Raw genomic sequence first — 22,349 nt, forward strand, 5'->3', positions numbered from 1 at the left:
ACCTATCGCCATGACTGACATCGACGACGATCTCACCGCGGTCGTGCCCGGCTCCCTGATGGAGCGCCTCGGGATCTCACTCCTCGAGGTCTCGGCCGAACGCGCCGTCGGGACCATGCCCGTGCACGGCAACACCCAGCCCCTCCGCCTCCTGCACGGCGGGGCGACCGCCGCGCTCGCCGAGACGCTCGGCTCGTACGCCGCCTACGTGCACGCCGGGCCGAACCGCACCGCGGTCGGAGTGGACCTGTCGATCACGCACCATCGCGCGGTGCGCGAAGGGCTGGTGACCGCGACGGCGACGGCGCTGCACCTGGGCGGCCGGGTGTGCTCCTACAGCATCGACGTGGTCGACGACAAGGGTCGAAAGGTCGCCTCGGCGCGGCTTACCTGCATGCTTCTGGCGCATCCGCAGGATTCTTGACCCCCGGTGCAGGATTCCGGCTGACGCCACGCCGTTATCGTCGCGCCACACAAACGAAACATGGCTGGGCTAATTTGTGTGGCATCCCTAACAGGAGGAAACAGTGACGACGACCATCGATCGCCGCGTCATCATGCGCGCGATCGTCGTGTTCCTGCTCGCAGCGACAGCAATCACCCTTGTCTCAGTGATGCTCTCGGACAGCGCGCAGGCGACGGACGTGGCGACCCATGTGGTCTCCGCCGACACGTCGAGCGACGACGCAAGCACTGGCGCCACCAGCAATACTGCAGACAACATCCTGTGGCTGCAGTCCCTTGTCAACGGACTCGCCTTCGGAACGCTTCTGGCACTTGCGTCCGTCGGCCTCTCGCTCATCTACGGAACGACCGGACTGAGCAACTTCGCGCACGGCGAGCAGGTCTCGTTCGGTGCGGTGCTCACCTACTTCCTGGTGACCCCGCAGGACGTGTCCATCCCGCTCATCCCGGTGTCGTTCAACATCGGGCTGCCGCTCCTCGTCGGAGCCGCGATCGGCATCGCCGTGTCCGCAGGCACCGGCTGGCTCCAGGACAAGTTCCTGTGGGCGCCGCTGCGACGCAGAGGCGTCGCGACCGTGCAGCAGATGATCGTCTCGATCGGTCTGTCGCTCGCCCTGCTGAACTTCATCCAGTGGTGGATCGGCGGAGGCCGCATCGGCCTCACCACCTCGTCCGGCAAGGCGATCGACTTCGGTCCCTTCACCCTGACCGACACCACGCTCATCTCCCTGGCGATCGCGCTGGTCTGCCTCGGCGGCGTGTCGTGGTTCCTGCTGAAGACCCGCCTCGGCCGCGCGACGCGTGCGGTGTCCGACAACCCGGCGCTCGCCTCGGCCTCGGGAATCCAGGTCTCCAAGATCATCCGCCTCGTGTGGATCATCTCGGCGGGCCTCGCCGGCCTCGGCGGCATCCTGCTGGCGCTGTACGAGGGCGGCACCGCCTTCGACGCCGGCGCTCGACTCCTGATGCTCATGTTCGCCGCGGTCACCCTCGGTGGTCTCGGACAGGCGTTCGGCGCGCTCGTCGGCTCGCTCGTCATCGGCGTCGTGGTCGAGATGTCCACCCTGTGGCTCCCTGCCGACCTCAAGATCGCGGTCGCGCTCGTGGTCCTCATCCTGGTCCTGCTCGTCAGGCCCCAGGGCATCCTCGGCCGTGCGGAAAGGGTCGGTTAAGCCATGGATATCCTCATCGCGGTCACCCGCGAGATGTTCGCCCCCACCACCGCAGCCTTCGCGCTCGCGGCGATCGGGCTCAACTTCCACTTCGGCCTCACCGGCCTGCTCAACATGGGCCACGCGGGCTTCATGCTGCTCGGCATGTACGGCTACGCGATCACCGTCCGCGAGGGCGGAGGCATGTGGCTCGGCCTCGTCGTCGCGGTCCTGCTCGCGATCGGGTTCGCCCTGCTGCTCGGCTGGCCGACACTCAAGCTCCGCGGCGACTATCTGGCGATCGTGACGATCGCCGCCGCTGAGTTCGTCAGATTCCTCGGCAGGTCCTCGGTGATGAAGAACATCACCGGTGGCTCGACCGGTATCCGCGGCACGGACTTCAAGGAGCCGTTCGAGTCGCTCTCGCCGTTCCCCGACGCGCTCATCACGATCGGCCCGTGGCAGCTGCACGGCTCGGCCTCCACCTCATGGTGGCTGGTCCTCGTCTCATGGACGATGGTCGCGATCTTCGCGTGGGTGTTCTGGATGCTCGCCAAGTCGCCCTGGGGCCGCGTGCTCAAGGGAATCCGCGAGGACGAGGACGCGGTGCGCTCGCTCGGCAAGAACGTCTACGCGTACAAGATGCAGGCGCTCGTCATCGGCGGTGTCCTCGGTGCGCTCGGCGGCATCCTGTGGTCGTTCGGAAACGCGGTGTCGCCCGACTCCATGGGTCGACCCACCACGTTCTGGATCTGGACCCTGCTGCTCCTCGGTGGCGCGGCCACGGTCTTCGGCCCGATCCTCGGCTCGGTGATCTTCTGGGCGGCGATCGTGCTCGTCAAGCAGCTCGCAGCGCTGCTGATCCCCGAGACCATCATGTCGACGACCGCACGCGAGCCGTTCGCCCTGATCCTGGTCGGCGTCACCCTGATGCTGCTGGTGATCTTCAGACCTCAGGGAATCCTTGGAAACAGAAGGGAGCTGGCGATCAATGGCTGACACCGGCAAGCCCACGCCCACGGCGGCGGACCCGTTCGCCCTCGTGCCCCACGAGCCCGGCGCACCCAAGATGGACAAGATCATCGTCGCGGACAAGATCCACCGTCACTTCGGTGGTCTGACCGCGGTCGACGTCGAGCACTTCGAGGTCCAGCGCAACGCGATCACCGCCCTGATCGGCCCCAACGGAGCCGGCAAGTCGACCTTCTTCAACCTGCTGACGGGCTTCGACAAGCCGCAGACGGGCGAATGGTCGTTCAACGGCTTCTCGTTGCACTCCAAGTCCCCCGCCGCGGTCGCGCGGTCGGGCATGGTGCGCACGTTCCAGCTCACCAAGGCGCTGTCGCGCATGACGGTGATCGAGAACATGCGCCTCGGAGCCTCGGAGCAGGTCGGCGAGAGCCTCAGCCGCGCCATGTTCCCCGGACTGTGGAAGAAGCAGGAGAAGGAGATCACCGCGAAGGCGGAGGAGCTCCTGGTCCGCTTCAAGCTCGACAAGAAGCGCGACGACTACGCCGGAGAGCTCTCCGGGGGTCAGCGCAAGCTGCTCGAGATGGCCCGCGCCCTCATGTCGGACCCGGAGATCGTCATGCTCGACGAGCCGATGGCCGGCGTGAACCCCGCGCTCACCGAGTCCCTCCTCGACCACATCATCGAGCTCAAGAACCAGGGCGTCACCGTCCTGTTCGTCGAGCACGACATGCACATGGTCCGACGGATCTCGGACTGGGTGGTGGTCATGGCCGAGGGCAAGATCATCGCCGAGGGCCCGCCCGCAACAGTCATGGCCAACAAGGCGGTGCAGGATGCCTACCTGGGCGCGCACCACGACACCGACCTGTCCGAGGAGCGCTAAGTGAACGACGCACCCGTCATCCTCCACGCCGACGACATCATCGCCGGATACCTCCCGGGCATCGACATCCTCAACGGATGCACCATGGAGGTCCGCGAAGGCGAGCTCATCGGCATCATCGGCCCCAACGGCGCCGGCAAGTCCACGTTCCTCAAGGCGCTGTTCGGCCTCGTGCCGATCCGTTCCGGCTCGGTGAGCCTCGCGGGTCAGGACATCACGAACAAGCGTGCCGACGAGCTCGTCAAGCGGGGCATCGGCTTCGTTCCCCAGACGAACAACGTGTTCCCGTCGCTCAGCATCGAGGAGAACCTCGAGATGGGCTCCTACCAGGCACCCAAGAAGTTCAAGGAGCAGTTCGAGAAGATCGTCGACCTGTTCCCCGTGCTCGGCGAGCGTCGCACCCAGCGCGCGGGCTCGCTGTCAGGCGGTGAGCGTCAGATGGTCGCCATGGCCCGCGCGCTCATGATGGACCCGCACGTGCTGCTCCTCGACGAGCCGTCCGCTGGTCTGTCCCCCGCGCGTCAGGACGAGACCTTCGTCCGCACGCGCGAGATCAACCGCACCGGCGTGACGGTCATCATGGTCGAGCAGAACGCCCGACGCTGCCTCCAGATCGCCGACCGCGGCTACGTGCTCGACCAGGGCACGTCGGCCTACACGGCGACCGGCCAGGAGCTGCTCAAGGACCCCAAGGTCATCGAGCTCTACCTGGGCACGCTGGGGGCCTAGCCTCCCGCTCGCTCAAGCGCCCCGTCACCCTCGTGGTGGCGGGGCGCTTCTGCGTGTGGCCAGAGCACTGCGCTGCTCCCCTGCAGCCCCGCACTTCCCCGCATCGTCCTGTTCCCCCGCATCGTCCGGCTCCCCCGCATCGTCCCGTCGCGGCCTGCGCGCCCGTAGCCGCTCACTGCTGCGCTGCCGTCGAAGTCCAGCAACGAACGACTACCAGGGCACGGCGACCCGATCTCCACACGCCAGCGCCCCACACCGTCCATCCACCGATCGACCGTCGGCCCAAGCGCCCAGGGTTCTCGCCTGATGCGATACAAGCATGCGACTCCTTGCCGGGCTCAGCGCCCTCGACCTCCCGCTGGCAGGCTTCCTCGGGGCCAACGCGCACGCCTTCACACGCGCGGAGCTTCTCGAGAGGTGGTCACGTGACGCGCTCGACAGGACGATCGTCCGCGGGACCGCCGTCAGGATCCTCCCGGGCGTCTACTGTGGAGCGGCCCACCGAGACGCCGCATCCGTGAGGGGCGAGGCCCTCAACCTGTGGGCGCCGCGCTCGCTCGTGACTGGACCGTTGGCGCTCCACCTGCGCAACGCGGCGCTGCCGCGGCCCGTCACCGCGGACCTCACCTCCGACAAGGGCGACCCGCTTCACCCGCCGCCGCGGGTGCGGGTGCATCAGCGAGGCGTGCCCCGCACGTCGTCGAGCTTCCGCGGCGTCGATTGCGTGACCACCGAACGCGCCTTGCTGGATGCGTGGCGCTTCGCAGCTCCCGACGAGCGCCACGCCGTGCTGTGGGAGGCGCTCTGGGCCCGCGTCTGCACCTGGCGGCAGCTGAAACGCGAGCTGGACCGTGCTCAACGCGTCGCCGGTCGGCGCGACCTGGATCGCTTGCTCGGCTGGTTCGCCGCAGGCGCGACATCACCGCTCGAGGCCCGCGCGAAGCACGAGGTGTTCACTGGTGCCCAGTTTCGCGAGTTCGAGTGGCAGGTCGAGCTGGTCCTCCCGACGCGCAGGCCCCAAGTCGACATGCTGCGCCGGCCCGCGGGCGTGATCGTCGAGCTCGACGGCGACGCCTATCACTCCACGCGTGCAGCGAGGGATGAGGATCGCAACCGCCAGACCGACCTCGTCGCGGCGGGGTTCGTCGTGGTCAGGTTCGGGTGGCGCGACATCGTCGACCGGCCCGCGTGGTGCCGTGAGACGGTGCGCACCGTCGTCGCGGGGCGGCTCGCGGCCGCCAGTAGTCGCTGACTGCGGGAAGGCGGCCCCGTGAGGGCCCTGAGCGGCTACCGGGGAGCGCTGGGCTGGGGACGATGCTCGGGGCGGGACGATGCGGGTGCCCGGGACGATGCGGGGGCTGGGCCCGCATGGGGTGCGGCCAGCATCGTCCGGGCGCGCGAAAGGGCCCCTGGCCGAAGCCAGGGGCCCTTCCTTGCAGTGCTATGCGTAGTCCGCTGAGCGGAGATTACGCGGCGGGAACCTCACCGTAGACGGCCTCCTGCCAGACCGGCACGTTGTCCGCGTCGAACTCGTACACGCCGATGTAGGCCGAGGACGGGTCGTTCGCGTCGTTGAACGCACCGGAGCCCGACACCGCCTGGTAGGCGATCTCCTCGCCGGCGTTGATCAGGTCGGAGCACTCGACCCAGCCGGTGCACTCGGTACCGCCGTTGGCGCCCGAGACCGCAGCCATGTTGGCCTGGATCGTCGCGCCGGACGAGTCGCCACCCTTGAGCGCCGCGAGGGCGAGCAGCATGGTCGAGTCGTAGGACTCAGCACCGTACGAGAACGAGTCGAGCGGCTCGTCGGCGGCGCTGTTCAGCAGGTCCTGGAACTCGGTGGTCGGGTTGGCACCGGGGATGGTGCCCTTCGCGCCCTCGAGCAGGCCCGCGTCGAGGTCCTCCGAGTAGTCGGCCGTGTTGCCGTCGGTGTAGTACGTCTGCGAGAAGTCCTCCCAGCCAGCGGTCTGCAGCGCCTTGATGACCTGGACGGTCTGCTCGAAGGCGATGATCAGGATCGCGTCGGGGTTGGTCGCCATGACCGCCTGAGCCTCAGCCGAGAAGTTCGTGGCGGTGGGGTCGAAGGTCTCCGTGGCGCCGTAGGTCACGTTGACGGTGTCGCCCAGCGTGTCGACCACGACGTCGCGCAGCGACGTGCCGTAGTCGTCCTCGAACACGAGGATGCCGAGGTTCTCGATGCCGTCGTCCATGATGACGTTGGCGAGCGCGTTGCCCTGGACGGTGTCCGGCGGCGCCACGCGGAAGTAGAAGTCCGAGTAGCCCGACAGCGCGGTCGAGGTGTTCGCAGGCGAGATCTGGACCACGGACGCGGCAGCGACGTCGTCGACCACGTTCAGCGAGACCGAGGACGACGCGGCACCGACGATGCCGCCGACGCCCTGCGCGATCAGGTCCGAGACCGACTGCGAGGCGATCTGCGGGTTGGCCGTGTCGGACGAGTCGGAGTCGATGACCTCGACGTCCTGACCGAACACACCGCCCGCCTCGTTGATCTCGTTCGCGGCGAGGTGCACACCGGCGATCTCGGGCGGGCCCAGGAAGGCGAGCGAGCCGGTGATCGGGAGCAGCGTGCCGATCTTGAGGGCGTCGCCCGAAGCAGCGGCAGTGTCGCTGCTCGAGGCGTCAGCCGAGGAGCTCGAGTCCGAGTCCCCCTCAACCGAGCAGGCCGCGAGGGCCAGCGTCGCAACGGCCGCCACGGCCGTGCCACGCGCGATGGTGTTCCATCGTGCCATGTTTTTTCCTCCAAACTGACGGGAGCCACCGTCAGCGCATCGGTGTAGGGACGGTCCCTACTCGATGCCGCCAAACTATCGACCGTATGTTTCTCTCATGGGTCGCAAACATCACGATTTCGTGACCTGGGACGCGAGTTTCCGGCGGAAATACGCATGTAACACGCACTTCACCGCGTTTTTCGTCATTCAGTGACCAAAGTCCCGGGTGTGACCGCCCCGGATACGACAAAGGCGCGGCCCCCGCCTGGGAGCCGCGCCTCAAGAGATGTCGTGAGCGGCGTGCCGCTACTTGCCGCCACCCATCTGGTCGATGACGGCCTCGGCGACCTCGCGCATCGTCAAGCGGCGGTCCATCGAGGTCTTCTGGATCCAGCGGAAGGACTCGGGCTCGTTGAGCTTCATCTTCTCCATCAGGAGGCCCTTCGCACGCTCGACCTTCTTGCGGGTCTCCATGCGCTCGTTGATGTCCGCGATCTCGGACTCGAGCGCGCGGATCTCCTGATACCGGGACGCCGCGATCTCCACGGCCGGGAGCAGGTCGCCGGGAGTGAAGGGCTTGACGACGTACGCCATCGCACCGGCGTCGCGCGCGCGCTCGACCAGCTCCTTCTGCGAGAACGCGGTCAGCAGCACCACGGGCGCGACCCTGTCCTTGGCGATGTGCTCGGCGGCGGTGATCCCATCCATCACGGGCATCTTCACGTCCATGACGACGATGTCGGGCTTCAGCTCCTTGGCCTTCGCGATCGCCTCCTCGCCATTGCCGGCCTCGCCGACGACCTCGTAGCCGCCTTCCGTGAGGGTCTCGACGATGTCCATGCGGATGAGTGCCTCGTCCTCGACCACCAGGGCGCGACGGGTCTTCGTGGACGCGGCTCCGCCTGCCTGCGTCATGTCATTGTCAGCTGTCACAGGCGCTAGCCTAGTCGTCGGGCCCCGATAGCCCAACTGGCAGAGGCATGCGGCTCAAACCCGCACCAGTGTGGGTTCGAATCCCACTCGGGGCACTTCACCTGCGGGGATGTCGCACGCGACGCATCGCGGCCACCGCCCGGGACTCCACCTCGTGGGACTGTCGCCCGGGCGTTTCGCACCTCGGACCGTGGCATGCTGGACTCGGTCCCATGACAGCATCGCCGCTCCCCGCGGCCCAACAAGCACGGAGGTCCTCGGTGCCCCGAGTCAAGCGTCATATCGCCCTGGTCGCGCACGACAACAAGAAGGTCGAGCTGCTCGAGTGGGCGAGCTTCAACAAGGTGCGGCTCGCGCCGCACCACCTGTACGCGACCGGCACCACAGGGACGATGCTGGAGCACGAGCTCGGGCTGCCCGTCCACCGCTTCCTCTCGGGCCCGGTCGGCGGCGACCAGCAGATCGGCGGCAGGATCGCCGAGGGCAAGATCGACATGCTGATCTTCTTCTGGGACCCGCTGGAGCCGCAGCCCCACGACCCCGATGTCAAGGCGCTGCTTCGCCTCGGCGCGCTGTGGAACATCCCGATGGCGTCGAACGTCGCCACCGCGGACTTCATCATCTCCTCGGAGCTCTTCGAGTCCGCGTACGACCGCGCGATCCCCGACCTCGGCCCGCGCAACTGGGAGGACCTCAAGCCCAAGCCCGCCGACGAGTCCTGACCTCGGGTGACGCGGAGGTCCTCCGCGTCACCACCCGGCGTTGTGGCCGTAGTTGCGCTCGATCGATGCCCGCGTGAAGTGGACGCGCGCGCCCGACAGATTGCCGGTGTACTTGACTCCCCACTTGACGGTGGAGCGCACGCGGATGTGCTCGTCGTCGGCCAGGGTGTGGGCCCCGGACTCGTAGACCGTGTGCCGGTAGCCGCTGATGACGTTGTCGGTCACGTTGATGGTCTTCGGGTACCGCAGGCGGAAGGTCTTGACGCCACCGTTGTTGTACGTGCGCCCCTCCTGGAGCCCGATCACGTTGTGCGAGAACTCGATGTACTTCGACTTCATGCCGAACACGACCCCGTTGGAGCCGCCGATCAGCGTGTTGTAGGTGATCTTCACATGACGCGGCGACTCGTTGGCGTTCTTGGAGCCCGCGACCTTGATGTTGGACCCGGTAGGCGCGCTCACGAGCAGGTTGTGCGTGATCACGCCGCCCGTGGACCAGATGGAGGGCCTCAGATAGATGTTGTGGTCCCTGTTGACCCAGGTCCCGAGGTTGTACCCGATGAAGTTGCTCGAGATGGTGTAGTCGTGCGGCGCGTAGGCCTTGCGCTGCGCGGGAGTGGTCGCGCCCGGCTTCGCGGAGATCGCGAGGTTCGCGACGCCGTGCGTGTAGCGGACGTCATTGCGCGTGAAGGTCCAGCCGGTCCCGCCGTAGATGAAGACGATCGCCTTCGCCGAGCCGGTCGTGGCCTTGTCCCACCGCCAGCGCAGGCCCTCGATGCGCCAGTAGTCGATGTCCTTGAAGATCGCCCGACCCTTGACGATCACGCGCTCACCCGGCGCGTTCTGGAGGACGATCGGGCGGTCCTTCGTCCCTGCGACCGCGCCCCAGCCGAGCCTCTCCTTGTAGGTGCCCTCGCGGACCACGATCACGTCGCCAGGTCGGGCCACGCGGATCGCGAACTCGATCGATGCGAGCGGGTGCGACTTCGTGGGCTCTGGGCAGGCCCTCTCCTCGGACCATCCCTCGACCACGGTCCAGTAGGGAACCTTGTCGACGAGAAGGCACCTGGAGCGGTTGATGTCGGCGTAGGGCGTGCCGTTCGAGTTGGTGCCGTCGGGCGCGATCACCCAGTCGCTTCCCGAGTCGTCGACGTAGATGTAGCTGCCGCCTGACGCCGGCTTGGCGAGAGTCGTCGCGCCGATCGTGAACTTGTCGTCAGCTGCGCTCGCGGGAACGACCGCGATTCCCAGCATCGTGGCTGCGGCGAGAACCGTACCGGTCGCCCTGGCAAGAAGGTGTCGTGTCGAGGAGGCCATGTCCGGGAGCGTAGAGAACGTGGCACGCGTGGTGAACCCCTGTGTGGATCATCCCACGAACGCTCAACAGGGCTGGCACGCGGACGTTTCGGGCATAGCGGTCATGACACAGAGCGAGGGGCCCAGCCGGACGTGCCGGCTGGGCCCCTCGGTGACGCTAGGTGCTGTGTCAGGCGACCGTTGCGGGCAGCTGGCCGACCTTGTGCACGAGGATCGAGTTCGTGGTGCCGGGGATGCCCACGGGGGCGCCCGAGACGACGATCACGAATTCGCCGTCAGCGGCGAGCCCCTTCTCCTTGAGGTACGAGTCCACCACCTTGACCATCTTGTCCGTCGACTCGATGTGGTCGACCTTGACCGACTCGATGCCCCACGACAGCGCGAGACGACGCTCGGTGTTCTCGTCGGAGGTGAAGGCGATCATCGGGGTGTCGGGACGCAGTCGCGACATCCGGCGCGCGGAGTCACCCGACTGGGTGAACGTGCAGATGTACTTGATGTCGAGGTTCTCGGCGATCTCGGCGGCGGCGTGGGTGATCGCACCACCGCGGGTCTTGGGGACCGTCGGGAACGGCGCGATGCGGCCGTGGCCCTTGCTCTCGGTGTTCTCGACGATGCGGGCCATGGTCTGGACCGTGATGATCGGGAAGTCGCCGACCGAGGTCTCGCCGGACAGCATGACCGCGTCGGTGCCGTCGAGGATCGCGTTGGCGCAGTCCGAGGTCTCGGCGCGCGTCGGCACGGGAGCGTGAGTCATCGACTCGAGCACCTGGGTCGCGACGATGACGGGCTTGGCGTACGCGCGGCACAGCTCGATGGCGCGCTTCTGGACGAGCGGCACCTCCTCGAGCGGGAGCTCGACGCCCAGGTCACCGCGGGCGACCATGACGCCGTCGAACGCGTCGACGATCTCCTCGAGGTTGTCGACCGCCTGAGGCTTCTCGACCTTGGCGATGACGGGGACCATGCGGCCCTCCTCCGCCATGATGCGGGCGACGTCCTCGTAGTCCTGCGCGGAGCGCACGAACGACAGGGCGATGTAGTCGGCGCCGAGCTTGAGGCCCCAGCGAAGGTCCTCGGTGTCCTTCTCCGACAGGGCCGGCACGGAGACCGCGACGCCCGGGAGGTTGATGCCCTTGTTGTTCGACACGGGACCGGGGACGATGACCTTGGTCACCACGTCGGTGTCGGTGACCGCGGTGACCTCGAGGCGGACCTTGCCGTCGTCGATCAGGAGCGTGTCGCCGGGGTTGCAGTCGCCCGGCAGGCCCTTGAAGGTCGTGCCGCAGATGTCCTTGGTGCCCTCGACGTCGCGGGTCGTGATGGTGAAGACGTCGCCGACGGCGAGGTCGTGGGGACCGTTCGCGAACTTCTCGAGACGGATCTTGGGGCCCTGGAGGTCGACGAGGACGGCGACGTTGCGGCCGGACTCGGCCGCTGCCTGACGGACGTTGTTGTAGACCGTCTCGTGCTCCTCGGCGCTGCCGTGGCTGCGGTTGATGCGGGCCACGTCCATACCGGCGTTGACCAGCTCGCGCATCCTGTCGAGCGGCGCGGTGGCCGGACCGATCGTGCAGACAATCTTCGCGTTTCGCATGTTCTCCAACCTTGCGTTATGCACGGAGCGCGGTGGTGCGCGCCGTCACTGGTGCCGGAAGCTCCGTGCTCCCGGTCAAGTATTCATCGATGGCGGCCGCGGCGGCGCGGCCCTCGGCGATCGCCCAGACCACGAGCGAGGCGCCTCGACCCGCATCGCCCGCGACGAAGACGCCGTCGGCTGATGTCGAGAAGTTCTCGGCGCGCTCGATCTGACCGCGCGATGTCAACGCTACTCGGGACTGGTCCTGCAGCAACGTGACCTCAGGCCCAGTGAACCCCATAGCAATCAATACCAGGTCGGCCGGAACATCGCGCTCCGTGCCGGCGGTGGGGGTGCGCGACCCGTCCGGGTTGTACTGGGTCTCGGCGACGCGCAGCGACTTCACGTGGCCCTCGCCGTCGGAGACGAACTCGACGGTGGACGCGAGGTACTCGCGGGTGCCGCCCTCCGCGTGGCTCGTCGAGACCTCGAACACGCGCGGGTCCGTGGGCCACGGCATCGACTCGGTGCGGTCGAGCGGCGGCTTCTTGCCGATCGCGAGCGTGGTGACCGACGCAGCGCCCTGGCGCAGCGCGGTGCCGATGCAGTCGGAGCCGGTGTCGCCGCCACCGATGACGATGACGTGCTTGCCCTCGGCGGTGATCTGCTCGGCGATCTCGTCGCCCGCAACGGCCTGGTTGCCCTGGTGCAGGTACGGCATCGCGAAGTGGATGCCGTCGAGCTCGCGACCCGGCAGCGGAAGGTCGCGCGGAACGGGCGCGCCCGAGGCGATGAGCACCGCGTCGTAGCGCGCACGCAGCTCGTCCCACGTCATGTCCTTGCCGATCTCCACGCCCGTGCGGAACCTGGTGCCCTCGGCCTCCATCTGCGACACGCGCAGATCGATGTGGCGCTTCTCGAGCTTGAAGTCCGGCACGCCGTACCGGAGCAGGCCACCGATCCTGTCGTCCTTCTCGAACACCGCGACCGTGTGGCCGGTGCGGGTCAGCTGCTGCGCCGCCGCGAGCCCGGCGGGTCCGGAGCCGACGACGGCCACAGTCCTGCCGGTGTGCCGCTGAGCGACGTGGGGCCGCACGAGGCCGCGCTTGAACGCCTCGTCGATGATCGACACCTCGACGTTCTTGATCGTCACCGCGGGCTGGTTGATGCCCAGCACGCACGAGGTCTCGCAAGGAGCAGGACAGATGCGGCCGGTGAACTCCGGGAAGTTGTTCGTCGCGTGGAGGCGCTCGATCGCGTCCTCCCACTGGCCTCGCCAGACCAGGTCGTTCCACTCGGGGATCAGGTTGCCGAGAGGGCAGCCCTGGTGGCAGAACGGGATGCCGCAGTCCATGCAGCGCCCCGCCTGGCGGGTGAGCTGCGCCGAGTCCTTGGCGAGCTCGTCCTTCACCTCGTTCCAGTCGCGCAGGCGCACCGGGACGGGGCGGTTGACGGGGAGCTCGCGCTCCCGCACCTTCATGAATCCACGCGGATCAGCCACCGGTCACCTCCAGGAAGTCGGCCCATGCGCCTGGCGCGGTGAGGTCCCCGCCCTGCGCCTCGATCTCGGCGAGCGCGTCGCGCACCCGCGCGTACTGCGCCGGGAGCACCCGGGTGAACCGCGCCACCGAGTCCTCCCAGCCGCCCAGCAGCTCCCTGCCGAAAGGCGAGCCGGTCTGCTCGACGTGCCTCTCGACCAGGCTGCGCACGATGGTCGCGTCCTCGGGGTCGAGCGGCGAGAGCGTGAGCTCGCCGGAGGCCAGCGCCTCCCTGTTGACGCGCTCGCTTCGCAGGTCGAGGACGTAGGCGGTGCCGCCCGACATGCCCGCTCCCAGGTTGCGTCCCGTCCGGCCGAGGATCACGGCCGTGCCGCCCGTCATGTACTCGAGCGCATGGTCTCCCACGCCCTCGACGACTGCGGTCAGACCCGAGTTGCGGACCAGGAACCGCTCCCCCACGACGCCGCGCAGGAGGATCTCACCGGAGGTGCCGCCGTAGCCGATCACGTTGCCCGCGATGACGTCCTTGGAGTCGTCGAGCATCGCCTCGCGCGGAGGACGGACGACGATGCGGCCGCCAGACAGGCCCTTGCCGACGTAGTCGTTCGCGTCGCCCTCGAGACGGAGCGTGATGCCCTTCGGCACGAAGGCGCCGAACGACTGGCCCGCCGAACCCGTGAAGGTCACGTCGATCGTGTCGTCGGGCAGCCCCGCTCCCCCGTGGCTGCGTGTGAGCTCGTAGCCCAGCATCGTCCCGACGGTGCGGTGCACGTTGCGGATCGGCAGCGCGATGCTGACCTTCTCCCCTCGGTCGAGCGCCGGCTGTGCCTGGGCGATGAGCTGCTGGTCGAGCGCGTCGAGGAGTCCGTGGTCCTGCGTGGTCGCGTTGATGAGCGCGGCGCCTGCGGCGGGACGGGCGAGCACGGGCGACAGGTCGAGGCCCTTCGCCTTCCAGTGCTGGATCGCCTCACGCGTCTCGAGCGCCTCGACGTGACCGACCGCCTCGGCGATCGACCTGAAGCCCAACGCAGCGAGGTGCTCCCGCACCTGCTCGGCGATGAACTCGAAGAAGGTCTCCACGAACTCGGGCTTGCCGCTGAAGCGGGCCCGCAGCTCCGGGTTCTGCGTCGCCACACCCACCGGGCAGGTGTCCATGTGGCACACGCGCATCATGACGCAGCCCGAGACGACGAGCGGCGCGGTGGCGAAGCCGAACTCCTCGGCGCCGAGCAGCGCGGCCACGACGACGTCGCGGCCGGTCTTGAGCTGGCCGTCCACCTGGACGACGATGCGGTCGCGCAGGTCGTTGAGGACGAGCGTCTGCTGGGTGTCGGCCAGACCGATCTCCCACGGGGCGCCCGCGTGCTTGAGCGAGTTCAGCGGGCTCGCTCCGGTGCCGCCGTCGTGGCCCGAGATGAGGACGACATCCGACTTGCACTTGGCGACGCCCGCCGCGATCGTGCCGACGCCCACCTCGGACACGAGCTTGGTGTGGATGCGCGCGGTCGGGTTGGCGTTCTTCAGATCGTGGATGAGCTGCTTGAGGTCCTCGATCGAGTAGATGTCGTGGTGCGGCGGCGGCGAGATGAGCCCGACGCCAGGCGTCGAGTGACGCGTCTCGGCGACCCACGGGTAGACCTTCGTGCCGGGAAGCTGACCGCCCTCACCCGGCTTGGCACCCTGCGCGAGCTTGATCTGGATGTCGTCTGCGTTCACGAGGTACTCGCTCGTCACGCCGAAGCGTCCCGAGGCGACCTGCTTGATCGCGGAACGGCGCTCGGGGTCCATAAGGCGCTCGGGGGCCTCGCCGCCCTCGCCCGTGTTGGACTTGGCGCCGATGCGGTTCATCGCGATCGCGAGGGTCTCGTGGGCCTCCTGCGAGATGGAGCCGTAGGACATCGCGCCCGTGCTGAAGCGCGTGACGATGTCCGCGACCGACTCGACCTCGTCGAGCGGGACCGCCGGGCGGTCGCTCGCGAAGTCGAGCAGGCCACGCAGCGTCATCGCCCGCCTGGACTGGTCGTCGATGCGATCCGTGTACTCGCGGAACAGGTCGTACCGGCGCGTCCGGGTCGAGTGCTGGAGCTTGAACACCGTCTCGGGGTCGAAGAGGTGCTCCTCGCCGTCACGGCGCCACTGGTACTCGCCGCCCGTGTTGAGGTGGCGGTGCGGGGACAGCTCGCCCGACTCCGGGTAGGCGTCGGCGTGCCGCTGCGCCACCTCCTGCGCGACGACGTCGAGCCCGACGCCGTCGATCTGGCTCGGCGTCCCGACGAAGTGCCGGTCGACCAGCTCGCGCGACAGCCCGATGGCCTCGAACACCTGCGCGCCGCGGTACGACGCGATCGTGGAGATGCCCATCTTCGACATGATCTTGAGGACGCCCTTGCCGAGCGCCTTGATGAGGTTCTTGACGGCCTTCTCGCCATCGACGTCGCCCAGGTAGCCGCGCCCCGCGAGGTCCTCGACGGTCTCCATGGCCAGGTACGGGTTGACCGCGCCGGCGCCGTAGCCGATGAGGAGCGCGACGTGGTGCACCTCGCGGACGTCGCCGGCCTCGACGATGATCGTGATCTGCGTGCGCGTGTGGTGCCTGACCATGTGGTGGTGGACGGCCGAGCTCAGCAGCAGCGAGGGGATCGGCGCGAGGTCCTTGTTGGCGTCGCGGTCCGACAGGATCAGGAACGACACGCCGTCCTCGAGCGCCTGGTCGCACTCGTCGAAGATCTCCTTGAGGCGCGCCTCGAGGCCCGCTCCCCCGTCGGCGACGCGGTAGAGGCCCCGGATCTTGCGCGCGGAGAACACGCCCTTGAGACGCGGGTCAGCGTCGATGTGCGCGATCTTCGCGAGCTCGTCGTTGTCGATCACCGGGAAGTCGAGCATGATCTTGCGCGCGTGCTCGGGCAGCGCCTCGAGCAGGTTCGGCTCGGGTCCGACCGCTCCCCCGATCGACGTGACGATCTCCTCGCGGATCGAGTCGAGCGGCGGGTTCGTGACCTGCGCGAACATCTGCACGAAGTAGTCGAACAGCAGCCGGGGTCGCTTGGACAGCACCGCGATCGGGGTGTCCGATCCCATGGCGCCGATGGGCTCGATCCCGTTCATCGCCATCGGGCTGAGCAGGATCTTGAGCTCCTCCTCGGTGTATCCGAACGCGCGCTGGCGGCGCTGCACGGATCGCGTCGAGTGCGAGATGTGCTCGCGGTCGGGGACCTCGGACAGGTGCACGGCGTACTGCTCGAGCCACTGCGCATAGGGGTGCTCCGCGGCGAGCTGCGCCTTGATCTCCTCGTCCTCGACGATCCGGCCCTTCGCCGTGTCCACGAGCAGCATGCGTCCCGGCTGCAGACGGCCCTTGCGGACCACCTTCGCGGGGTCGATGTCGAGCAGCCCGGCCTCGGAGCCGCACACGACGAGTCCGTCGTCGGTCAGCCAGAAGCGTCCCGGACGCAGGCCGTTGCGGTCGAGGGTCGCGCCGATGAGCGTGCCGTCGGTGAAGTGCAGGGCGGCGGGGCCGTCCCAGGGCTCCATGAGCGTCGAGTGGTACTCGTAGAACGCGCGACGGGCGGGGTCCATGTGGGGGTTGTTCTGCCACGCCTCGGGGATCATCATCAGGACCGCGTGCGGAAGCGAACGACCACCGAGGTGCAGCAGCTCGAGCACCTCGTCGAAGGACGCGGTGTCGGATGCGCCGTTCGTGCACGTCGTGCCGAGCTCCGAGAGGTCGCCGAGCAGCTCGGACTGGAGCATGCCCTCCTTGGCGGCCATCCAGTTGCGGTTGCCCTGCACGGTGTTGATCTCGCCGTTGTGCGCGATGAGGCGCAGCGGCTGCGCGAGCGGCCACGACGGAAAGGTGTTGGTCGAGAAGCGCGAGTGGACCAGCGCGAGCTCCGACGCGAACGCCGGGTGCAGCAGGTCGGGGAACACCTTCTCCAGCTGGTAGGTGGTCAGCATGCCCTTGTACGTCAGGGTGCGCGCCGACAGCGACGCGAAGAACGGGCCGCCCTTGCGCTCCGAGCGGCGGCGGGCGCGGTACAGGCGGCGGTCGAGATCGATGCCGGACAGCCCCTCGCATGACAGGAACACCTGACGGAAGACGGGCGCGGCGGCGCGCGCCGACGGGCCGAGCGAGTCGAGCTCGACGGGCACGTCGCGCCAGCCGAGCACGGTCACGCCCTCCTCGGCGCACGCCTGCTCGAACAGCGCCGCCTCGACGCCCGCGTTGCCAGGGGTGAGGAACGCGATGCCGACGCCGTACTCGCCCGCGGCGGGAAGCTCGAAGCCCACCACCTCGCGCAGGAACGCGTCCGGCACCTGGGTGAGGATGCCCGCACCGTCACCCGTCTCGGTCTCGGCACCGACAGCGCCGCGGTGCTCGAGGTTCTTCAGCGCCGTGAGCCCCGCGTCCACGATGTCGCGGCCGGCGGTGCCACGAAGCGTCGCCACGAAGGCGACGCCGCACGCGTCGTGCTCGTATGCCGGGTTGTACAGCCCTCCGGCGGGCTGAGGAGCGCTGAGAAGCGAGGCCATTGAACCGTCCTTCGCAGGACCGCGCGCATGGCCGGTCCTCATGGTTGATGGGCGCCGTCGACCCTAGGGAGACATGGGTGTCCAGCGTACCGCGCCGGACGAGCCCTTTTGGAACTCTTTACTGCGCGCTGGGCGTCTCGCCGGGGTCGCCGGTGCCGTCCGCTTCGTCCAGCGTACCGGCACCTTCGTCCGAGCCCTGCTCCTCGGGCGCCTCTGCGGCCTCGTCGCTCGGGTCGGCATCGCCCTTCTCGCGGCTCGCCGCGAGCGTCTCGCGCGCTGGCACCTCGGCGAGGCGCCGCTGCCGCGCACCCATCGCGAGGAAGGCGAGGACGGAGGCGACCAGCGCGATGGCGGACACCCAGGTGTTCACGCGCACGCCGAGGATGTGCACGGCGTTGTCGATGCGCACCATCTCGATCCAGAGTCGGCCAGAGGTGTAGACGACGACATAGAGCCAGAAGACGCGGCCGCCCCACAGCTTGAAGCGGCGGTCGGCCCACAGCAGCACCGCCACTCCCGCGAGGTTCCAGATCATCTCGTACAGGAACGTGGGGTGGAACGTCGCGAACGCCTCGTAGCCGGCGGGCCGGAACGCCTCGTCGATCTGCAGGGCCCACGGCAGGTCCGTGGGGCCGCCGAAGAGCTCCTGGTTGAAGTAGTTGCCCATGCGTCCGATCGCCTGCGCGAGCAGGATGCCGGGCGCGACCGCATCGGCGAAGGCCGTGAAGGACACCCGTGCGCGGCGAGCGCCGATGAACGCTCCGAGCGCGCCGAGCGCGACGGCGCCCCAGATGCCGAGGCCGCCCTCCCAGATCTTGAAGGCGTCGATCGGGTTCCCGTTCTCACCGAAGTAGGCGGCGGGGCTGGAGATGACGTGATAGACGCGGCCACCGACGATCCCGAACGGGATCGCCCAGAACGCGATCGTCTCGACGACCTCGGGGTCGCCTCCACGGGCGATCCAGCGCTTGCGGGTGAGCCACAGCGCGATGAAGATGCCGAGCAGGATCCACAGCGCGTACGCGTGGATGGTGAGCGGTCCGATCGAGAAGCTCGACCATTCGACGGGTGGGCTGGGGATCGAAGCCCTCACACGTGTCCTCTCACGCCGGCGGCGAGCTCGCGTGTGGTGGCCCGGAGCGCCGCGATGCCGGCCTCGAGGTCGTCCGGGTGGTCGGCCAGGCACCGCACGAGCGCCGAGCCGACGATGACACCGTCGGCGTAGCGCGCGACCTGCGCCGCGTGCTCGCCGGTCTTCACTCCGAGCCCGACGCACACGCGCGGCGCTCCAGCGTCGCGCGCCCTTCCGACGAGCTCCTCGACACCCCCACCGATCGACGACCGCTCACCGGTCACGCCCATGAGGGCCGCGGCGTAGACGAAGCCGGAGGATGCCTGGCACGTCAGGTGCATCCGCTCGGTCGTCGTCGTGAGCGCGACCAGGTGGATCGTGTCGATGTCCCGCGTGGCGGCGACCTCGGCCCAGCCGGATCCCGCGTCGGGGGTGATGTCGGGAAGGATCACGCCGGAGCCTCCCGCCGCGAGCAGGTCGTCCGCGAAGCGCGCGGGGCCGTACTGGAGGATCGGGTTCCAGTAGCTCATGACGACGGCGACGGCGCCCGCCTCGACCACGGCGCGAACCGCGGTGAAGACGTCGGAGACCCTGGTCCCGCGCGCGAGCGCGGATTCGGCGGCGAGCTGGATGATCTCGCCGTCCATGACCGGGTCGGAGTACGGCAGGCCGACCTCGACGATGTCGACGCCCGCGGCGACCATCTCCTGCATCGCTCGCGCCGAGCCCTCGACCGAGGGGAACCCGACGGGAAGGTAGCCGATGAGCGCCGAGCGCCCCTCCGCCTTGATCTGGTCGAGGCGGTCTCCGAGCGCGGTCACGCGTCCTCCCCCGGCATCATCGCGAACCAGCGCGCCGCCTGCTCCACGTCCTTGTCTCCGCGTCCCGACAGGGTGACGAGCAGGGTCGCCTCGGGACCGAGCTCGCGGCCCAGCTTGATGGCACCGGCGAGCGCGTGGGAGGACTCGATGGCGGGCATGATGCCCTCGGTGCGGCACAGCAGACGGAACGCGTCCATCGCCTCGGTGTCGCTGACGGGCCAGTACTCGGCGCGGCCGATGTCCTTGAGCCACGAGTGCTGGGGACCGATGCCCGGATAGTCGAGGCCCGCCGAGATCGAGTGCGAGGCGATCGTCTGGCCGTCCTCATCCTGGAGGATGTAGGAGCGCGAGCCGTGCAGGACCCCGACCGAGCCCTTCGTGAGCGTCGCGGCGTGCCTGTCGGTGTCGATGCCGTCGCCCGCGGCCTCGCAGCCGATCAGGCGGACGTCCGCATCGTCCAGGAAGGCGTCGAAGGAGCCGATCGCGTTCGATCCGCCGCCGACGCACGCGAGCACCGCGTCGGGGAGGCCGCCGAGCGCGAGCATCTGCTCGCGCGCCTCGACGCCGATCACGCGCTGGAAGTCGCGCACCATCGCGGGGAACGGATGGGGTCCGGCGGCGGTGCCGAAGATGTAGTTCGACGAGTCGACGTTGGCGACCCAGTCGCGGAACGCCTCGTTGATCGCGTCGCGCAACGTGCGGGAGCCGGTCTTGACCGCGACGACCTCGGCGCCGAGAAGCCGCATGCGTGCGACGTTGAGCGCCTGGCGCTCGGTGTCCTCCTCGCCCATGTAGATCACGCAGTCGAGATCCATGAGCGCTGCGGCGGTTGCTGTCGCCACGCCGTGCTGCCCGGCACCGGTCTCCGCGATGACGCGGGTCTTGCCGAGCCGCTTGGTCAGCAGCGCCTGGCCGAGCACATTGTTGATCTTGTGCGAGCCCGTGTGGTTGAGGTCCTCGCGCTTGAGGAAGATCCGCGCGCCGCCGGCGTGACGAGCGAACCGCGGGATCTCGGTGACGATCGAGGGGCGACCCGTGTAGTCGCGTGCGAGGCGGTCGAGCTCTACCGTGAAGGACGGGTCGACCTTCGCCTTGTCATAGGCGTCGGTGAGCTCGTCGAGCGCCGCCATGAGCGCCTCGGGGAGGAACCGGCCACCGAACTCGCCGAAGAAGGGACCCGGCGCGGACTGGAGCGATTCGGTCACGGACGCACCGACCGCAGGGCGGGGTGGGCGCCGGCGGCGACCATCTCGGCGACGGCCGTCCGCGGGTCGCGATCCTTCACGAGAGCCTCGCCGACGAGCACCGCGTCGGCGCCCAGGCGTGCGTACTCGACGACGTCGTGGCTGTCGCGGATGCCGGACTCGGCGACGCGCAGGATGCCGGACGGGATCGCAGGAGCGACGCGCGCGAACGTGTGCCGGTCGACCTCGAGGGTCTTGAGGTTGCGCGCGTTCACGCCGATCACGCGGGCTCCGGCGTCGACCGCCCGCGCCACCTCGTCGGTGTCGTGGACCTCGACGAGGGCCGTCATGCCGAGCGAGTGGACCCGCTCGATGAGCCCCTCGAGCGCGTTCTGCTCGAGCGCCGCGACGATCAGCAGGACCATGTCCGCGCCGTGGGCGCGGGCCTCCCACACCTGGTAGGGGGTGACGATGAAGTCCTTGCGCAGGATCGGGGTGTCGACCTTGGAGCGCACCGCGTCGAGATCGGCGAGGGATCCTCCGAAGCGCCGCTGCTCGGTGAGGACGGAGATGACGGTCGCACCACCGGCGGCGTACTCGGTCGCGAGCGAGGCCGGGTCGGTGATGTCGGCGAGGTCACCCTTCGAGGGGCTCGACCGCTTGACCTCGGCGATCACCGAGATCTCGTCGCTCGCCAGTCGCTTGTACGCGTCGATCGCGCTGGGCAGCCGCGCGGCGCGCTCCTTGAGCGCGTCCATCGACGTCGACTCCTCGCGCACCGCCAGGTCCTCTCGGACCCCGGCCACGATGCTCTGCAAGACGCTCATGGTCGGTCCACCTCCCTGCCGTCCATGGTAGCGCCGGGCGAACAGGACGAATGACCGCACGGCGGCCGCCGCGACGCCGTCCGCACGGGCGAGGCCGTCGCGTCACAGGTCGCGGAAGATCCAGCGGGTGCCCGGACGATGCGGTGCTTCAGGGCGCCAGCCAGGGCGCGAGCGCCGGGATGTTCCTCAGGATTCCGTAGAGGATCACGGCCCCGGCCAGCAGGTAGAGCGCCCATCCGGGGGCGGGCCGCGTCGTGACGCTCACGCCGGCGGACTCGAGCGCCCAGCGGAGCCAGCGCCATGCGAGCCACGGCAGAGCGATCACCGCGAGCGGGTTCATCCCCCACGCGCCCGCGAGGTCCAGATGGGCGAGATCGTGGATGGCGCGCAGAGATCCGCAGCCTGGGCAGTAGAAGCCCGTGAGGTACAGCGAAGGGCACGTCGGGTAGTGACCGCCCTCGTGCGGGTCCACCGAGGCGATGTACGCGGTGGCCGCGAGGCCGGCGGCCCCCACGACCAGTGGTGCCACAGACGGGTGGAGCCTGGCGAGCAGTCGCTCGCCAGGCTCCACCATCCGTGCGGTGACGGACACCGTGTCAGTAGCTGCTGCTCGCGGCGCCGAGGACCACGAAGAACAGGATGTAGAGCACCGCGACGATCGCGGCCGCGACGGCCGACCAGATCGACCACTTCTTGGCGGCCTCGGCCGAGGCCTGCGCGCCGGCGTAGTCGCCGGCCTGCCACTTCGAGTTCACCTCGGCGGCCTTCACGATGGCGACGATGCCGAGAGGGAGGCAGCACAGGACTGTCGTGAGGATGGCCCACACGAGGTTGTTGTTCGGCGGCTGGGGCGCGGGCGCCCCGTAGCTCGGCTCGGGAGACATCGGGGGCGGCGGGATATCGGTCATGCTGTCCTCTCCTTCGTTCGAC

At 68.8% G+C, this 22,349-nt stretch carries 19 protein-coding genes and 1 tRNA gene; 8 read left to right on the plus strand and 12 right to left on the minus strand.

Features of this window, described 5'->3' with window-relative positions; all coding sequences use genetic code 11:
• The first annotated feature begins 10 nt into the window (after positions 1-10).
• The 6 genes from AOP78_RS06480 to AOP78_RS06505 all read left to right on the plus strand — a co-directional run bounded on the left by AOP78_RS06480 (position 11) and on the right by AOP78_RS06505 (position 5,452).
• On the plus strand, positions 11-424 hold the full coding sequence (locus tag AOP78_RS06480) for a PaaI family thioesterase (RefSeq protein WP_062202384.1): 414 nt from the start codon (positions 11-13) through the stop codon (positions 422-424).
• Positions 425-527: 103 nt separating this feature from the next.
• Complete coding sequence (locus AOP78_RS06485; RefSeq protein ID WP_062202386.1) at positions 528-1,637, plus strand: branched-chain amino acid ABC transporter permease; 1,110 nt, start codon at positions 528-530, stop codon at positions 1,635-1,637.
• A 3-nt stretch (positions 1,638-1,640) separates the two neighbouring features.
• Positions 1,641-2,615: a branched-chain amino acid ABC transporter permease gene (locus tag AOP78_RS06490; protein ID WP_062202388.1), complete on the plus strand. Its 975-nt coding sequence runs from the start codon at positions 1,641-1,643 to the stop codon at positions 2,613-2,615.
• Complete coding sequence (locus AOP78_RS06495; protein ID WP_062202390.1) at positions 2,608-3,471, plus strand: ABC transporter ATP-binding protein; 864 nt, start codon at positions 2,608-2,610, stop codon at positions 3,469-3,471. The genes AOP78_RS06490 and AOP78_RS06495 overlap by 8 nt, the downstream gene beginning before the upstream one ends.
• Positions 3,472-4,200 carry an ABC transporter ATP-binding protein gene (locus tag AOP78_RS06500; RefSeq protein ID WP_062202392.1) on the plus strand — a complete coding sequence of 243 codons (729 nt, stop codon included), beginning with the start codon at positions 3,472-3,474 and terminating at the stop codon, positions 4,198-4,200.
• A gap of 571 nt (positions 4,201-4,771) precedes the next feature.
• The gene (locus AOP78_RS06505; protein WP_160297603.1) at positions 4,772-5,452 is read left to right on the plus strand and encodes an endonuclease domain-containing protein; all 681 of its coding nucleotides are present in this window, start codon (positions 4,772-4,774) and stop codon (positions 5,450-5,452) included.
• Between the two features lie 214 nt (positions 5,453-5,666).
• Here AOP78_RS06505 and AOP78_RS06510 read toward each other — a convergent pair whose 3' ends face one another.
• Both AOP78_RS06510 and AOP78_RS06515 read right to left on the minus strand, forming a co-directional pair.
• Positions 5,667-6,953 carry an ABC transporter substrate-binding protein gene (locus tag AOP78_RS06510; protein ID WP_062202395.1) on the minus strand — a complete coding sequence of 429 codons (1,287 nt, stop codon included), beginning with the start codon at positions 6,951-6,953 and terminating at the stop codon, positions 5,667-5,669.
• Positions 6,954-7,241: 288 nt separating this feature from the next.
• Positions 7,242-7,850, minus strand: a complete 609-nt coding sequence (locus AOP78_RS06515; RefSeq protein WP_083979876.1) for an ANTAR domain-containing response regulator — start codon at positions 7,848-7,850, stop codon at positions 7,242-7,244.
• 39 nt (positions 7,851-7,889) lie between these two features.
• On the opposite strand from AOP78_RS06515, the gene AOP78_RS06520 reads away from it, so the two are divergent.
• Both AOP78_RS06520 and AOP78_RS06525 read left to right on the plus strand, forming a co-directional pair.
• A tRNA-Leu gene (locus AOP78_RS06520) sits at positions 7,890-7,963 on the plus strand.
• Positions 7,964-8,128: 165 nt separating this feature from the next.
• Positions 8,129-8,590 carry a methylglyoxal synthase gene (locus tag AOP78_RS06525; RefSeq protein ID WP_236685308.1) on the plus strand — a complete coding sequence of 154 codons (462 nt, stop codon included), beginning with the start codon at positions 8,129-8,131 and terminating at the stop codon, positions 8,588-8,590.
• A gap of 27 nt (positions 8,591-8,617) precedes the next feature.
• Here AOP78_RS06525 and AOP78_RS06530 read toward each other — a convergent pair whose 3' ends face one another.
• The 10 genes from AOP78_RS06530 to AOP78_RS06575 all read right to left on the minus strand — a co-directional run bounded on the left by AOP78_RS06530 (position 8,618) and on the right by AOP78_RS06575 (position 22,327).
• Entirely contained in the window at positions 8,618-9,907 is a 1,290-nt protein-coding gene (locus tag AOP78_RS06530) for a right-handed parallel beta-helix repeat-containing protein (RefSeq protein ID WP_152659430.1), read from the minus strand.
• A 169-nt stretch (positions 9,908-10,076) separates the two neighbouring features.
• Positions 10,077-11,504 (minus strand): pyruvate kinase, encoded by a 1,428-nt coding sequence (gene pyk / locus AOP78_RS06535; RefSeq protein ID WP_062202404.1) that lies wholly within the window; start codon positions 11,502-11,504, stop codon positions 10,077-10,079.
• Between the two features lie 16 nt (positions 11,505-11,520).
• Positions 11,521-12,987: a glutamate synthase subunit beta gene (locus AOP78_RS06540; RefSeq protein ID WP_062202406.1), complete on the minus strand. Its 1,467-nt coding sequence runs from the start codon at positions 12,985-12,987 to the stop codon at positions 11,521-11,523.
• The gene (gene gltB / locus AOP78_RS06545) at positions 12,980-17,515 is read right to left on the minus strand and encodes a glutamate synthase large subunit (RefSeq protein WP_062202407.1); all 4,536 of its coding nucleotides are present in this window, start codon (positions 17,513-17,515) and stop codon (positions 12,980-12,982) included. The genes AOP78_RS06540 and gltB overlap by 8 nt, the downstream gene beginning before the upstream one ends.
• 118 nt (positions 17,516-17,633) lie before the next feature.
• The gene (gene lgt / locus AOP78_RS06550) at positions 17,634-18,608 is read right to left on the minus strand and encodes a prolipoprotein diacylglyceryl transferase (RefSeq protein WP_062202409.1); all 975 of its coding nucleotides are present in this window, start codon (positions 18,606-18,608) and stop codon (positions 17,634-17,636) included.
• Positions 18,605-19,408 (minus strand): tryptophan synthase subunit alpha, encoded by an 804-nt coding sequence (gene trpA, locus AOP78_RS06555; protein ID WP_062202411.1) that lies wholly within the window; start codon positions 19,406-19,408, stop codon positions 18,605-18,607. The genes lgt and trpA overlap by 4 nt, the downstream gene beginning before the upstream one ends.
• Positions 19,405-20,613 (minus strand): tryptophan synthase subunit beta, encoded by a 1,209-nt coding sequence (gene trpB / locus AOP78_RS06560; RefSeq protein ID WP_062202413.1) that lies wholly within the window; start codon positions 20,611-20,613, stop codon positions 19,405-19,407. Before trpB ends, trpA begins: the two co-directional genes overlap by 4 nt.
• Positions 20,610-21,419, minus strand: coding sequence for an indole-3-glycerol phosphate synthase TrpC (gene trpC / locus AOP78_RS06565; protein WP_062202415.1), 810 nt, complete (start codon positions 21,417-21,419; stop codon positions 20,610-20,612). Before trpC ends, trpB begins: the two co-directional genes overlap by 4 nt.
• 148 nt (positions 21,420-21,567) lie before the next feature.
• Positions 21,568-22,011 carry a DUF2752 domain-containing protein gene (locus tag AOP78_RS06570; protein WP_236685309.1) on the minus strand — a complete coding sequence of 148 codons (444 nt, stop codon included), beginning with the start codon at positions 22,009-22,011 and terminating at the stop codon, positions 21,568-21,570.
• 4 nt (positions 22,012-22,015) lie between these two features.
• Positions 22,016-22,327 (minus strand): CD225/dispanin family protein, encoded by a 312-nt coding sequence (locus AOP78_RS06575; RefSeq protein ID WP_062202417.1) that lies wholly within the window; start codon positions 22,325-22,327, stop codon positions 22,016-22,018.
• Positions 22,328-22,349 lie beyond the last annotated feature (22 nt).

It is taken from the genome of Demequina salsinemoris, from assembly GCF_000974805.1.
Lineage (GTDB): Bacteria > Actinomycetota > Actinomycetes > Actinomycetales > Demequinaceae > Demequina > Demequina salsinemoris.

What these genes read in the sequence shown, in the direction of transcription:
- AOP78_RS06480 (WP_062202384.1), top strand. Translation starts at nt 11, where the DNA reads ATGACTGACATCGACGACGATCTCACCGCGGTCGTGCCCGGCTCCCTG.
- AOP78_RS06490 (WP_062202388.1), top strand. Translation starts at nt 1,641, where the DNA reads ATGGATATCCTCATCGCGGTCACCCGCGAGATGTTCGCCCCCACCACC.
- AOP78_RS06495 (WP_062202390.1), top strand. Translation starts at nt 2,608, where the DNA reads ATGGCTGACACCGGCAAGCCCACGCCCACGGCGGCGGACCCGTTCGCC.
- AOP78_RS06510 (WP_062202395.1), bottom strand. Translation starts at nt 6,953, where the DNA reads ATGGCACGATGGAACACCATCGCGCGTGGCACGGCCGTGGCGGCCGTT.
- AOP78_RS06515 (WP_083979876.1), bottom strand. Translation starts at nt 7,850, where the DNA reads ATGACGCAGGCAGGCGGAGCCGCGTCCACGAAGACCCGTCGCGCCCTG.
- AOP78_RS06530 (WP_152659430.1), bottom strand. Translation starts at nt 9,907, where the DNA reads ATGGCCTCCTCGACACGACACCTTCTTGCCAGGGCGACCGGTACGGTT.
- pyk (WP_062202404.1), bottom strand. Translation starts at nt 11,504, where the DNA reads ATGCGAAACGCGAAGATTGTCTGCACGATCGGTCCGGCCACCGCGCCG.
- gltB (WP_062202407.1), bottom strand. Translation starts at nt 17,515, where the DNA reads ATGGCCTCGCTTCTCAGCGCTCCTCAGCCCGCCGGAGGGCTGTACAAC.
- trpC (WP_062202415.1), bottom strand. Translation starts at nt 21,419, where the DNA reads ATGAGCGTCTTGCAGAGCATCGTGGCCGGGGTCCGAGAGGACCTGGCG.
- AOP78_RS06575 (WP_062202417.1), bottom strand. Translation starts at nt 22,327, where the DNA reads ATGACCGATATCCCGCCGCCCCCGATGTCTCCCGAGCCGAGCTACGGG.